A 12,869-nucleotide genomic window follows, 5' to 3' on the forward strand; every position below is an offset into this window, starting at 1 on the left:
TCCGGGGAGGGGTGAAGGGGCGCTTCGGCGCCCCGTTTTGCGCGCGGTTGCGGGCAGTCAAACCGGCGTTAGTTCGGCATCTTCAGCACGACATTGCGGCCCCGGCGGACATAGCGCAACTCGCTGTCCCCAATCGCAGAGACGCGGCCCCCATCGATACGGTCACCCACCTCAACCTTTTGATAGCGCCCATTGCTGAGCCGGACCAAGGCGCGGCGGTTCGATGGTTTGCCGTAGACCCCGATCAGATTGACGTCCCGCAGGTTGATCGCATTCTTCACCGTGGCCTGTTTCGCAACCGAGGTTTTGGACGGAAAGCGCGGCTGCACCGCTTTAGGGGCGACGCTGGCGACCTGAGCGGGGGCCGCATCGCGGGCGGCGCGTTTCACGATGCGGTCAAAATTGCGGGGCCGCGTATCGGGGCGGCGTGATTGAGTGGTGGCCTGTTTCGTGGCGTTCTGGATCGCCGGAGGCGTGGCAAGTGCGGCGGCAACGGCGCCGCTGGTGTCAATCGGATCAACGGTCACTTCGGGCGGGGCGGCAGCAACAAGCGCTTCTTCTGCCTCTTCCTGCACTGACTTTGGCCGCAACTGAGGGCGCAGGCCCGCCAGTTCGGAGCGTGTCAGCCCATCAAGCTGCGCGCGTTCGGTGGTTTCTTCCAGATCATCGGGCCGGTCGCGGGGCCGGGCCTCTGCCAAGGCGTTATCGACCTCCGGGGCCACCGGTTCGGCCTCTGGCCGGGTCAGTGTGGCGGGCGGCTCGGCGGAGGGGCGACCAAGGTAGACCAGATGCCCATCGGGGCTGAGCGCCCCTTGCGCTGAGGGTTTGACCAGACCGCGGGAGTCCAGCGCAAATTGCGTGCCTGCCGCTACGGGTGAGCTGACCGCGCCGGGGGCCGTATCGGTGCCAAAGGCATCGACCGAGGGTAGGGCCACGGCGTCTGTCGTGCTGCTGATCGGGTCGATGCTGGTGAGATAAAGATCGTCGATATCAATTGCCGCAGCCGGGGCCGGGGGCACGTCCGGTGCGCGCGCCCAGATGCCGGTGGTGGCATATTTGGCGTCAATCTCGGCCTCGGTCATCGCGGTCAGGGGGCGCGGCTCGGGGTCGCGCAGGGCGTCGAGCACGGCACCGTCTTCATCGGTCAGACCGGCGTCTAACGCGGCGGTTTCAATCGCGTCCGGCTCAGCTGGTTCAGGGGGCAGCACGGCGATTTCTTCGTCGATGCTGGGCGTTTCCGCCGGGGCCAAGGCTTCGGCGGTGCTGCGCGGGCTGCGATCGCCAAAGAGCCGGGAGAAGGCGCTGCCCTCGTCAAGGAAGATCGAGGCCCAAGCGGCGACACCTGCAAGGAAAACCAAGAGCGCCGCTGTCAGGATCAAGCCAAGGAAACGCGGCTTGCCGCCGACTTCGTTGCGGCGGCGGGCGCCGAAAACGGTCATTCGATCGGCTTCTGAGGCGGGGGTGGCGGTGGCCGCGGCAGCCGGAGCTGACCGGCGGTCTTTCGATGCCTTCGGCTTGCGACGGCTGAGGAAAGCCCCACCGGAGGAGGGCGCTTCGGGCGTCAGGGAACTGCTGTCGGGCTGGGGGGCTGCGGCCACTGCCGCGGCGGCGGTGGCTGCCGGTTCGACGGGCATCTGCGGCGCCAGCGGGGCCGCGGCGGGCGAAGGCGCGCCGACGGGCAGCGACGGTGTGCTGGGCGCGGGTGCGGGCGATGGTTCCGGCTTCGCGGCGGGCGGAGGCGGCGGTGTCGCGCGGCTCGCACCACCAAGGCTGGGGGCGCTCTCACTCCCGCCACGGCGGCTTGCGAAACCGGCAGCAGGGGCGCTGCGCGACGGCGGGGCAGAGAAATCGACCCTGCGCGAAGGCTCAGACCGCGGGGCGGCGGACGGCTCGGCCTGAGCCGCTGCCGCTGCGGCCAGTGGCGCGGCGGAGGCCGCAACGCTGCCGCTCGCGGGGGGCGTCGATTGCGGCGCAGCCTCAGTCGGTTCTGTGGCGGGCGCAGGGATATCCAGCGCGGGCAGGTCCTCTTCCACTGGCGGTGGCGTTTCTTTTGGCGTGGGGGCCAGTTCAGCCTCTGCCGCGGGGGCTGACGCTTCTGTTTCCTCTGCCGCAGGGATCACTGCCGCGTCCAGTGCGGGCAGGTCTTCCTCAAGGGGCGGGGGCGTCTCTTTGGGGGTCGGCTCCAACGCCGCCGGGGGTGTTTCCGGCGATTCCTCGGGGGTGGCCAACTCGGGCAGGTCTTCCTTTGCCGGCGGCGGTGTCTCTTCGGGCGTAGCTGCGAGATCAGGTTCCGCCACGGGCGTATCGGCCACGGGCGTATCGGCCACCGGTGTGTCTGCCACTGATGTGTCGGCCACGGGCGTCGTCTCATCCGTGTCCACGATCGGCCCCGCAGGCGCGCTCATCACGCCGGAGATCACGATGGGCTCCGCTTCGGGAGTCACGGTTTCGCCGGGGTCCAAAAGCGCCGATGCGGCTTGGGTCATGCCGAAATGCGGCACGCCTACAAACGCCTCGGCGGCAGGGGCGGCGGCAAAGCTGACAGGGTGGAAACGGTGCTCCACCGCAAAGGCTTCGGCCTCTTCCAAGGTTTCGCGGGCCACGGCGGCCACATGGCTTTGCGCGCCATCGGCGTGGACGTCGAACACCAGATCAGCCACCGGATAGGGCGTTGCCCCCTCAAGCGCCTCAGCCGCTGCGGCATGGCGGGCGGCGGGGTCCATTCCGGCGGTGTCGATGGCCAGATATTTGATCTGCGCGTCGGGGATCAGCAGCAGGCTGCGCAGCCCGCCGGGCTCTAATGCCGTCGCGGTTTTGCGCAAGACCGCCAGTTCCGCCGCCAGATCGGCGCTATCGAGCGCCACTTCACCAACAAGCTGCCAGCCGCCCGATGTGCGGTGGAGCAAACGAATGCCGTCGAACGACAGGGAGAGGGTAAAATTCGGCTTCATCGGGGTCGACTTTAGCATGGGGTAGGGCGCACTTACAGACGCGCCGCAGTCTTCGCGAAGGATAGAGCAGGAGTTCGCCCAAGGGAAGGGTGCGCGCCGCGCAGGTGCTTGTCAGCGGGGGCCCGCAATGGGCAAATGGCGGCGCATTGATGCACGGAAAGGAGCGAACATGCGACTGATGAATTGGGTGGCACTGGCGTGGATGGCGGGGGCGGGGCTGGTCTCGGCCCAGCAGGGACCGGAAGAGGGGATTATCGTCACCGGCCAAGGCAGCATCGCCGCCGTGCCCGACATGGCGACGATCACGCTGGGCGTGACCGAAGAGGCCGAGACCGCCAAAGCCGCGATGGACAAGGTGACCGAAGCGGTATCTGCGATCCTGACCCAGCTTGACGCGCAGGGCATCGCGGCGAAGGACCGTCAGACCAGCCGCTTCTACCTGCGCCCCGTGCATGACCGCCGCCCCGTCGAAAATGGCGCCCCGCCGCGCATCACCGGCTATCAAGCGGGCAATTCGGTGACCGTAAAGGTCCGCGATCTGGACCGGCTTGGTGCGATGATGGACGCGGTGATCGACGAAGGTGCGAATGATTTCAACGGCTTGGACTTTAGCCTTCAAGATCCGAAAGACGCGCTGGCAGAGGCGCGCAAAGCCGCGGTTGCCGATGCCACCGAACGCGCCCGGCAATTGGCCGATGCCGCGGGGGTGAAGCTGGGCACGCTGATCCGCATGACCGAGAATTCGCATTCCCAGCCTAAGATGTTCGAGGCCGCCCGCATGGGCATGGCGATGGACAGCGCCGTGGCCGAAGGCGAGGTCGAGCTGCAGGCCGAGGTCTCCATGACCTTCGCGATTGCGCCGGGGCAGTAAGCCGCCTTGGATGGAAAATCCCCCGCCGAGGTGATCGGCGGGGGCAAAGGTTTAGCTGGTCGCTTTGGTCAGCGCCTGGTCCAGATCGGCGATCAGATCGTCGGCGTCTTCGGTCCCGATTGAGATACGCACCACGCCCGGCCCGGCCCCTGCCGCTTCCTGCTGCGCTTCCGTAAGCTGGCGGTGGGTGGTCGAGGCCGAATGGATAATCAGCGAGCGCGTATCGCCCAAATTCGCCACATGGCTAAAGATATCGAGGCTATTGACCAGTTTCACGCAGGCATCATAGCCGCCCTTGACCGCAAAGGTGAAAAGCCCGCCCGCGCCCTTGGGGCAAACCTTTTGCATCCGGTCGTGATAGGGCGAGGATTTCAACCCGGCGTAGGTGACGTAATCAACGCGGTCGTCCTGTTCGAGCCACTCGGCCACCTTCACCGCATTCTCCACATGGCGGTCCATCCGCAGCGAGAGCGTCTCGATCCCCATCAAGGTATAGTGCGCCGCTTGTGGGTTCATCGTCATGCCCAGATCGCGCAGGCCGATGGCGATGCCGTGGAAAGTGAAGGCCATCGCGCCGAAGGTCTCGTGGAATTTCATCCCGTGATAGGCTTCCTCAGGCTGGCTGAGCGAGGGGAATTTTTCATTCGCGGACCAGTCGAACTTGCCCGAATCCACCACACAGCCGCCCATGACGGTGCCGTTCCCGGTGAGGTATTTTGTGGTGGAATGTACGACCAGCGTAGCGCCATGCTCAATCGGGCGGCAGAGGTAGGGCGTGGCGCTGGTGTTGTCGATGATCAGCGGAATGCCCGCCGCATCAGCCACATCGGCAATGGCGCGCACATCCATAATATAGCCGCCGGGGTTTGCGATGGCTTCGCCAAAGACCGCGCGGGTGTCGTCGTCAATCGCATCAGCAACGGCCTGCGGATCGTCGAAGTCGACGAATTTGCAGGACCAGCCGAAGCGTTTGATCGTATGGCTGAATTGCGTGACCGTGCCGCCATAAAGACGGGTGGAGGCGACGATATTCTTGCCCGGTCCCATCAGCGGGAACAGCGCCATGATCTGCGCCGCGTGACCCGAGGAGCAGCAGACCGCCCCCACACCGCCTTCGAGCGTGGCAATCCGCTCTTGCAGGACGGCGTTGGTGGGGTTGGTCAGGCGCGAATAAATATAGCCGACTTCTTGCAGGTTAAAGAGCGCCGCCGCGTGATCGGCATCGCGAAAGACATAGGCCGTGGTCTGGTAGATCGGCGTCTGCCGCGCACCGGTGGCCGGGTCGGGTGTGGCGCCTGCGTGAATCTGCAACGTGTCAAATTGATGTTTGGGGCTGTCGGCCATTGGTCTGTCCTCTCAGAAAAATGGATTTCGCGCAGCCTAGGCGCAAAGATCCATCCAGACAACGGGGGACGGTTCGCTCAGCGCATCCAAAAACCGTTGGATTTGATCCGGTTGCGGATCGCCTGTTCGCGGCGCGGCAGGTTGTCTTGATCAAAGAGCGCGCGCACCTTGGCGCCGCGCCCCTGATAGACCATCCGCTTGAACGCATCGCGCTGCTTGAGCAGCTTTTTCATCTGGTTGGGGGCGGTGATGGTCTCTAGAACCTCAATCGCATGGTCGCTTTCGCGGGCATAGAGCAGCGGCAGAAACCGGTAGTGGCAGGTCACCGTGCCATCCAGCAAGCCAGAGGGCAGGGCATCCCGCCCACCGCCGAGGGCGTGGATCACCAGTGGCAGCACGATTTGGTCGAGCCATGGGTCGAAGCTCTGCGCGCAGAGTTCCACAGGAGGATCATCCCGTACCGCCAGCGCATAGCGCAGAAACAGCGCCCCAAATTCGCGCGGGCAGCGGTAGTAGAAGAACCCGGCGTTAAAATAGAGATAACGGCGCCAATATTCATCCGGCTGGCTCAGGTCGAGGCTGCTGGCGAAGTTGAGGTCAAACTTGTCGTAAAGCGACTTCCAGAGCGCGGTATAGCCCGGTCCGTAAAGCTGCGGCTCGGGCCATGTCCCTTCGCGCCGCAGGGAGGCCGAGGGCCGGTCGAAATCAAAAGGCACGGCGGCCAGATCGCCAGTGATCAGCGTGTCTGTGTCAAAGAAAACAAAGGGTTCACCCGCGGGCAGGGCGCTGAGCATCTCGATTTTGTTACCATAGGGGTAGGCGCTGCCGAAATGCTGGCTCTCGAAGGGGATGAACTCTGCTCCGAGGTCGGTCAGCGCCTCACGCAGCGCGGTGTCGATGATGCGCGGGTCGTTGTCCCAAAGCGGTCCGGGCTGCGGCTCGGCGATCAGCAGGCGGCCTTGGAACTGCGGGCAAGAATGGCGCAGGGAGGCGGCAAAAAGCAACGCTTCATAGGCCAGCCGGCCCTGCTGCCCCACGATGACGACGTTGAAAGTTTGCGGGATACGCGAATTGCGTGTCATACTTGGGCAAGGCCTTTTGGTTTTCGGCCAATATAGGGGCAGGCGTCTCTTGGCAAAAGCCAGCAATTTGAGCGGCCTGCGGGAGGGTTCGGAATGTTCGATTTTGTCTTCGCCGTGATCGCGATCAGCCTTGGCGGACCAGCCGCCCCTTTGGACGGGGTTGGCCGACCGGATGCGCCGTTGACGGTGCAGGCCCCGGCGCGGCCCGCAGCACCGGCCAGTCCGGCGGCGCCTCTCGCACCCGCAGAACCGCCCCGGGCATTTCACATGGCTGCCGTGCCCCCCGGATTGGTTGCCGAAGATCAAACCCCCACGGGCCGATTCACAACCGCCGCAGAGGTGAAGCCGATCCTGAACGCGACGCGCGGCAATTGGATCGCGGTGCGGGAGTATGATGGGCAGGACCTCGTCTATGTCACCCATCTGTGGAGCTGGCGCTGCGGGCTGGCCGCCATGGCAATCGCGGTCAACGACGCGCCGATGCAGAATTGGCCGATGCCCCCCTGTCACGAGGCGCTGCCTTCGCCCAATGCGATTCTGGATGATGATCCGCAGCCGTATCTGACATTCGACCTCGGGTCTGTTCAGACGGTTCGGGTTCAGTTGGTATACGACGATCTGAGCATGGAGCTTGAGGCGTTTTCGCGGGGGGGCGTGCTGATCCCGTGAGGCGGTTACGTTGCCGTCGCGCGCAGGATCGATCGGTGGCCACGGGCGTTACGCTCGCGTGGTTCCGGGGCCATCTACGGAGGAGAAAGTGGTGGGCGACCCTGGAATCGAACCAGGCGTGCGTCTCCGCGAGGGAGTTACAGTCCCCTGCCACACCTTGCGGCCTGTCGCCCACTTTGTCCTGTGCATTGCACCTGACGTGGGGGCGTGATTACAAGCGACCCAAAGAAGCGTCAAGGCGAATTCCTGAGAAATGTTGGGGAAATCGCACGAAAGGATAAAGAGATGAAGAAACCCAAATGGGTCGTGCAAAAAGAGCAGGACAAGAAGGCCGAAGCGGCGCAGACGGTCTGGCTTTTTGGCCTGCATGCGGTGCGCGATGCGCTGATGAACCCGAACCGCGAAAAACTGCAGCTGATGGTCACGCCGAATGCCCAAGCCAAGTTGGAGGATGCCATCGCAGAGGCGGGAATCACGCCGCAGGTCGTTGACCCGCGCAAGTTCCGCCCGCCGCTCGATCCCAACTCCGTCCACCAAGGCGCGGTGCTGGAAGTGAAGCCGCTGAACTGGGGCCGGCTGGAGGATGTCGCCATCGGTGATTCCGCACCGCGGCTGCTGTTGCTCGACCGGGTGACCGATCCGCACAACGTCGGCGCGATTCTCCGCTCGGCTGAAGTCTTGGGCGCTTCGGCGGTCATCGGCACCAAGCACCACTCCGCGCCTGAGACCGGCGCGTTGGCCAAGACCGCCAGCGGCGCGTTGGAGCGTCAGCCCTATCTGCGGGTGCGCAACCTCGCTGATGCGATCCGCGCCCTGCAGGATATGGGGTATCTGGTGCTGGGGCTGGATGGGGAGGCCACCCAGACCATCGAGGGCGCGGTAGAGGGCCGCCGTGACCGCCCTGTGGCGCTGGTTCTGGGGGCCGAGGGGCCGGGGCTGCGTGAGAAGACCCGCGAGACCGTGGATGCGCTGGTGCGGATTGATGCGGCGGGCGGATTTGGGTCGCTCAACGTTTCCAATGCTGCAGCGATTGCGCTTTATGCCAGCCGGGTCGGGGGCTGAGAATCGGCAAGAACTGGCTCAAAACCGGGCAGGGGGCGGGGCCGCAGGGTCCGGCCCCTTTGAAAACGGCCAAGGGTTCCTAAATTTAAAGGTGACCGCAGGCCCGGAACGCCTGCCGGCCACCTACTGTCCCTCGTTCCGTACCTTACGCCCCGTGTTCGTCATGGGGCGTTTTTTTATGTCATGGTGGACGCGAGATACACAAAAGCCGCCCCGAGGGGCGGCTTTGCGTTTCCTACGGGGTGGTAGGATCAACCTGGAGCGGGCGAGGCGATTCGAACGCCCGACCCTAACCTTGGCAAGGTTATGCTCTACCCCTGAGCTACGCCCGCATCCGGTTGGTGAGGGGGGAATACCCATTCGCGCGGGGGGCTGCAAGAGGTAAAATGCGGCGGCTTGGCCGGGTCCATGCGATTTTTCTGGCATTCGTCACGGGCCTGAAAAACACAAAGGGCCGCATCCGAGGATGCGACCCTGTGAAGACCAGATGGAGCGGGCGAGGCGATTCGAACGCCCGACCCTAACCTTGGCAAGGTTATGCTCTACCCCTGAGCTACGCCCGCTTACCGTCTGGTGAGGGCGAAATACCCATTGGGGCAGGGGGCTTCAAGAGGGAAATGTGGTTTTTGGCGGAAAAAGTTGCGCAGGGCGGGGGCGCTGCCCCCGGACCCCCGCGGGTATTTGAAAAAGGATGAATTAGAAGAGGGCGTGACCCAGTAAACCGAGGGCCGAGGCGGCGATCATGGCGAGGGTCAGAACCATACCGACCTGGCGCAGGATGAATTTTTGCGGGGTGGCGGCAAAGCCTAGAGGATGCAGGATGCGGCCTGTCAGCAGCGCGAGGCCAAGGGCGTGGACAGCCAGTGCGGGGGCGCCATTGGCTTCGGTCAGCGCCAGCAAGATCAGCGCGATGGGCATGTATTCTGCGGCATTGGCCTGTGCGCGCATGCGTTTGAGCAGCGCCTTGTCTCCGGTATCGCCGAGAGAGATGCGATTGACCCGCCGGTAGGCAATCACATGCCAGCTGAGGCCGAGAAAAACCAGCGCACAAAGGGCGGCGTAAATCGGAGTGAGGGTGAGAGGCATGGGGTGACCTTTGTCTGGGGCTTTCGCTGAGTGTGACAGTGCAGCGGTGCAAAAGAAAAGGCCCCGCGTGTGGCGGGGCCTTTGAAATGGTGACGCAGCGCTTAGTGGCTGTGCTGTTTGTCCCAGTCTTCCTGCTTTGGAAGCTGCTCGAACGTGTGTTCGGGCGGCGGGCTGGGCAGGGTCCATTCTAGCGTATCCGCGAACTCGTTCCATGGGTTGTTCGCCGTGGAGCGGGCGCCGCGTGTCAGCGTGTAGGCCATGATCCCGAAGAAGAACAGGAAGGAGGCGAAGCTGAGGAAGGCGCCGATCGAGGACCACTGGTTCCAGTAGGCGAATGCCTCGGGGTAGTCGATGTAGCGGCGTGGCATGCCCTGACGGCCCAAGAAGTGCTGGGGGAAGAAGGTCAGGTTGGCGCCGATGAACATTGCCCAGAAGTGCAGTTTGCCGGCCCATTCGGGGTACATACGGCCTGTCATCTTGGGCAGGTAGAAGTAGATGCCTGCAAAGATGGCGAAGACGGCACCGAGCGACATCACGTAGTGGAAGTGTGCCACGACGTAGTAGGTGTCGTGATAGGCACGGTCCACAGCGGCCTGGCTCAGCACGATGCCGGTGACGCCACCGACGGTGAAGAGGAACAGGAAGCCGAAGGCCCAAAGCATCGGAGTTTTAAACTCGATAGAGCCGCCCCACATGGTGGCGATCCAGCTGAAGACCTTCACCCCTGTTGGCACCGCGATGACCATGGTGGCCAGCATAAAGTAGGCCTGCTGGTTCAAGGTCATGCCGACGGTGTACATGTGGTGCGCCCAAACGACGAAGCCCAGAGCGCCAATCGCGATGATCGCCCAAACCATCGGCAGGTAGCCGAAGACCGGTTTACGCGAGAAGGTCGCGATCACGTGGGAGATGATGCCAAAGCCAGGCAAGATGATGATGTATACTTCGGGGTGACCAAAGAACCACAGGATGTGCTGGTAGAGGATCGGGTCACCACCGCCTGCGGGGTCAAAGAAGGCGAAGCCGAAGTTGCGGTCCATCAGCAGCATGGTGATCGCGCCCGCCAGTACCGGCAGGGACAGAAGGATCAGCCAGCTTGTGACGAAGATCGACCATGCAAAGAGCGGTACTTTGAACAGGGTCATGCCGGGGGCACGCATGTTCAGGAAGGTGGTGATCATGTTGATCGCACCGAGGATCGAAGACGCACCCGAGACGTGGACCGCAAAGATCGCGAAGTCCATCGACATGCCTGCTTCACGTACCGAGAGCGGCGGGTAGAGCACCCAGCCCACGCCGGAGCCCAGTTGGCCATTGCCGCCCGGTGTCAGCAGCGAGCAGACCGCCAGCGTTGTACCGGCGACATAGAGCCAGAAGCTGAGGTTGTTCATCCGTGGGAACGCCATATCCGGCGCGCCGATTTGCAGCGGCATGAAGTAGTTGCCGAAACCGCCAAACAGGGCGGGAATCACGACGAAGAACATCATCAGGATGCCGTGGCCGGTGATCAGCACGTTCCACAGGTGGCCGTTGGGCGTACAGGCGGCAGAGCTATCCGCGATGAAACGCGCGCCTTCCATACACATGTATTGAACGCCGGGGTTCATGAGCTCAAGGCGCATGTAAACGGTGAATGCCACCGAGATAAGACCGACCAAGGCCGAGACGATCAGATAAAGGATACCGATGTCTTTGTGGTTTGTGGACATGAACCACCGGGTAAAGAACCCCCGGTCGTCGTGATGATCTTGGCCGTGAATGGCTGCGTCTGCCATGCGGTGCCTCCTGCAAATGAATTGGACACATGGCGCCATAGGCGGCACATGCGGTGTCGCGCCCGTTTTAGAGCGACCGTCTCGCGGGGGCAATGGGCGCGATGGTCGCAGGGAGGGTATTTTTTCCGCTGCGGCTATCGACGTATAATCGGGTTCTAACGCCGCTTGGCGCGCGCTTTGCCTCTCTCAGGAGGCGATGTCGCAGCTGCCAGAGGGGTCATTGGCAAAGACATCATCGAAGGTGGCGCGCAGGGCCAGATCGACATCGTCCATCGTCACGGGCAGGCCCAGATCGACCAGTGAGGTCACCCCATGGTTCGTGATGCCGCAGGGCACGATGCCGCCAAAATGGCTGAGCTCCGGTTCAACATTGATGCTGATGCCGTGAAAGCTGACCCATTTGCGCAGCCTGATTCCAATCGCGGCGATCTTGTCTTCGGCGGGGCTGCCATCGGGCTGGGCGGGTTTCTCGGGCCGCTGTACCCAAACGCCGACACGCCCAGGGCGAACCTCGCCGCGCAGGTTGAATTCATCCAATGTGGCGATCACCCAATTTTCAAGCTGGCGCACGAAACAGCGGACATCGCGGCCCCGTGCGGCGACGTTCAGCATCACATAGGCCACGCGCTGGCCCGGTCCGTGATAGGTGTACTGCCCGCCGCGCCGGGTGGGATAGACGGGAAAGCGGTCCGGCTCTGTCAGGTCTTCGGCACGCGCCGAGGTGCCCGCGGTGTAGAGCGGGGGGTGTTCTACCAGCCAGATGCATTCCTCGGCTTCGCCCGCGGCGATGGCGGTGGCGCGCGCCTCCATCCACGCCTCGGCGGTGCGGTAATCGGTCAAGCCGTCGCTGATGATCCATTCAACCATAGGGATGCCTTAGCAAGACCCGCGCCGCACCGCCAGAGGCTCTGCGTTAGGCGGCGGCGTCACGTTCTTCCAGAACCTTGCGGAGCATCTGGGCATAATTATCGGCTCCCTGTGCTCCGGTAACGAGGTATTTGCCCTCAAAAATCATCGACGGCACGCCGGAAATGCCGCGGGAGGTCCAGAATTGCTGTGCTTCGCGGGTTTGTTCGGCGAAGCTGCCGCTGCTAAGCACCGCCAGCGCCTCGGTGCGGTCCAGCCCGACGGAGGCCGCGACATCGGCCAGCACCTCGGGATCATTCACATTGTGACCTTGCGTGAAATGCGCATCGAAGAGCGCCATTTTGAGCGGGTGTTGCAGCCCCTTGGCCTGCGCCCAAGTGAGCAACTGATGCGCGGCGAATGTATTTTGCATCCGCGTGTCGTCGGAAAAGTTGAAGGCAAAGCCCAAGTCGCTGCCCATCTGGGACAGCCGCTTGCGATTCTCGACCGATTGCGCGGGGGTGGATCCATATTTCTCGGCCAGATGTTCGGCCATGTTTTGGCCTTCGGCTGGCATCTGCGGGTTCAACTCAAAGGGATGCCAGCGCAGATATGCGCCCACGCCGACCGCGCCGAGCGCTTGTTCCAGTTGTTTATAGCCAACGATACACCAAGGGCACATGACATCCGACACGATGTCGATCTGCACGGTGGGGGCGTCAGTTGAAGGCGTGGCGGTATCTGCGGGCATGGCGTGTTCCTTGTTGCTTGGTCCACAGATGGCTTGCCGGACGCGGCGTTTCAACGTCTGAGGTGTCAGATTGCAGGGCATTAAAGGGATTGTGATCAGCGAAGTGGCCGCGGGAAAATAGGGGCTTAACCCGCTTTCTGAAACTCACTGAAAAATTTTGCCGATTGCCTCTTCACAAGCCCTTGGTCTTTGGCTAAACCCCGCCCACCAACCATGGCGTGCGGTCGTGGCGGAATGGTAGACGCGCAGCGTTGAGGTCGCTGTGGGGTAACACCCGTGAGAGTTCGAGTCTCTCCGACCGCACCACCATGCTTTGCAATGGCAAAGCGATGGTTGGATCACCCAAAAAAGAAAACTCGTTTCAGCCCTCGTCTCTCGTCGCGTGCAGACTACACTTTGCTGCGCGGTATTTTGCCGATTTTGCGGTCCGCT

General features: G+C 63.2%; 10 protein-coding genes and 4 tRNA genes. 4 read left to right on the forward strand and 10 right to left on the reverse strand.

The genetic code is table 11. From position 1 onward, the window contains the following. Positions 1–68: 68 nt before the first annotated feature. Positions 69–2,951, reverse strand: coding sequence for a hypothetical protein (locus tag K3762_RS07020; protein WP_260012567.1), 2,883 nt, complete (start codon positions 2,949–2,951; stop codon positions 69–71). Positions 2,952–3,120: 169 nt separating this feature from the next. Here K3762_RS07020 and K3762_RS07025 point away from each other — a divergent pair, with 169 nt between their 5' ends. Further along, on the forward strand, positions 3,121–3,822 hold the full coding sequence (locus K3762_RS07025; protein WP_132446751.1) for an SIMPL domain-containing protein: 702 nt from the start codon (positions 3,121–3,123) through the stop codon (positions 3,820–3,822). Between the two features lie 51 nt (positions 3,823–3,873). Here the strand turns inward: K3762_RS07025 and K3762_RS07030 are convergent, their stop codons facing one another. Both K3762_RS07030 and K3762_RS07035 read right to left on the reverse strand, forming a co-directional pair. After that, positions 3,874–5,166, reverse strand: a complete 1,293-nt coding sequence (locus K3762_RS07030) for an O-acetylhomoserine aminocarboxypropyltransferase/cysteine synthase family protein (RefSeq protein WP_132446753.1) — start codon at positions 5,164–5,166, stop codon at positions 3,874–3,876. A gap of 77 nt (positions 5,167–5,243) precedes the next feature. Then, positions 5,244–6,248, reverse strand: a complete 1,005-nt coding sequence (locus K3762_RS07035; RefSeq protein ID WP_260012572.1) for a hypothetical protein — start codon at positions 6,246–6,248, stop codon at positions 5,244–5,246. Between the two features lie 93 nt (positions 6,249–6,341). Between K3762_RS07035 and K3762_RS07040 the strand changes: the two genes are divergently transcribed. Further along, positions 6,342–6,917, forward strand: a complete 576-nt coding sequence (locus K3762_RS07040; protein ID WP_165935619.1) for a hypothetical protein — start codon at positions 6,342–6,344, stop codon at positions 6,915–6,917. Between the two features lie 89 nt (positions 6,918–7,006). Here K3762_RS07040 and K3762_RS07045 read toward each other — a convergent pair. Then, positions 7,007–7,090 (reverse strand) — tRNA-Tyr (locus K3762_RS07045). A gap of 112 nt (positions 7,091–7,202) precedes the next feature. On the opposite strand from K3762_RS07045, the gene rlmB reads away from it, so the two are divergent. After that, on the forward strand, positions 7,203–7,979 hold the full coding sequence (gene rlmB, locus K3762_RS07050; RefSeq protein ID WP_067626569.1) for a 23S rRNA (guanosine(2251)-2'-O)-methyltransferase RlmB: 777 nt from the start codon (positions 7,203–7,205) through the stop codon (positions 7,977–7,979). 257 nt (positions 7,980–8,236) lie between these two features. Here the strand turns inward: rlmB and K3762_RS07055 are convergent. The 6 genes from K3762_RS07055 to K3762_RS07080 all read right to left on the reverse strand — a co-directional run bounded on the left by K3762_RS07055 (position 8,237) and on the right by K3762_RS07080 (position 12,437). After that, a tRNA-Gly gene (locus K3762_RS07055) sits at positions 8,237–8,311 on the reverse strand. A gap of 156 nt (positions 8,312–8,467) precedes the next feature. Next, positions 8,468–8,542: transfer RNA gene (locus K3762_RS07060), tRNA-Gly, on the reverse strand. 133 nt (positions 8,543–8,675) lie between these two features. Next, positions 8,676–9,065, reverse strand: coding sequence for an MAPEG family protein (locus K3762_RS07065; RefSeq protein WP_120350705.1), 390 nt, complete (start codon positions 9,063–9,065; stop codon positions 8,676–8,678). A 101-nt stretch (positions 9,066–9,166) separates the two neighbouring features. Continuing rightward, a complete protein-coding gene (gene ctaD / locus K3762_RS07070; protein WP_067622408.1) occupies positions 9,167–10,840 on the reverse strand; it encodes a cytochrome c oxidase subunit I in 1,674 nt (557 codons plus the stop codon). 186 nt (positions 10,841–11,026) lie between these two features. Then, positions 11,027–11,707, reverse strand: a complete 681-nt coding sequence (lipB, locus tag K3762_RS07075; protein ID WP_120350707.1) for a lipoyl(octanoyl) transferase LipB — start codon at positions 11,705–11,707, stop codon at positions 11,027–11,029. A 46-nt stretch (positions 11,708–11,753) separates the two neighbouring features. Continuing rightward, positions 11,754–12,437 carry a DsbA family oxidoreductase gene (locus K3762_RS07080; protein WP_260012576.1) on the reverse strand — a complete coding sequence of 228 codons (684 nt, stop codon included), beginning with the start codon at positions 12,435–12,437 and terminating at the stop codon, positions 11,754–11,756. Between the two features lie 220 nt (positions 12,438–12,657). Between K3762_RS07080 and K3762_RS07085 the strand changes: the two genes are divergently transcribed. Beyond that, positions 12,658–12,743 (forward strand) — tRNA-Leu (locus K3762_RS07085). Positions 12,744–12,869: the final 126 nt, after the last annotated feature.

Source organism: Sulfitobacter sp. W074, from assembly GCF_025142275.1.
Taxonomy (GTDB): Bacteria; Pseudomonadota; Alphaproteobacteria; order Rhodobacterales; family Rhodobacteraceae; genus Sulfitobacter; species Sulfitobacter profundi.

Coding starts and splice junctions, on each gene's coding strand:
- K3762_RS07020 (WP_260012567.1), bottom strand. CDS start 2,951: ATGAAGCCGAATTTTACCCTCTCCCTGTCGTTCGACGGCATTCGTTTG.
- K3762_RS07025 (WP_132446751.1), top strand. CDS start 3,121: ATGCGACTGATGAATTGGGTGGCACTGGCGTGGATGGCGGGGGCGGGG.
- K3762_RS07030 (WP_132446753.1), bottom strand. CDS start 5,166: ATGGCCGACAGCCCCAAACATCAATTTGACACGTTGCAGATTCACGCA.
- K3762_RS07035 (WP_260012572.1), bottom strand. CDS start 6,248: ATGACACGCAATTCGCGTATCCCGCAAACTTTCAACGTCGTCATCGTG.
- K3762_RS07040 (WP_165935619.1), top strand. CDS start 6,342: ATGTTCGATTTTGTCTTCGCCGTGATCGCGATCAGCCTTGGCGGACCA.
- rlmB (WP_067626569.1), top strand. CDS start 7,203: ATGAAGAAACCCAAATGGGTCGTGCAAAAAGAGCAGGACAAGAAGGCC.
- K3762_RS07065 (WP_120350705.1), bottom strand. CDS start 9,065: ATGCCTCTCACCCTCACTCCGATTTACGCCGCCCTTTGTGCGCTGGTT.
- ctaD (WP_067622408.1), bottom strand. CDS start 10,840: ATGGCAGACGCAGCCATTCACGGCCAAGATCATCACGACGACCGGGGG.
- lipB (WP_120350707.1), bottom strand. CDS start 11,707: ATGGTTGAATGGATCATCAGCGACGGCTTGACCGATTACCGCACCGCC.
- K3762_RS07080 (WP_260012576.1), bottom strand. CDS start 12,437: ATGCCCGCAGATACCGCCACGCCTTCAACTGACGCCCCCACCGTGCAG.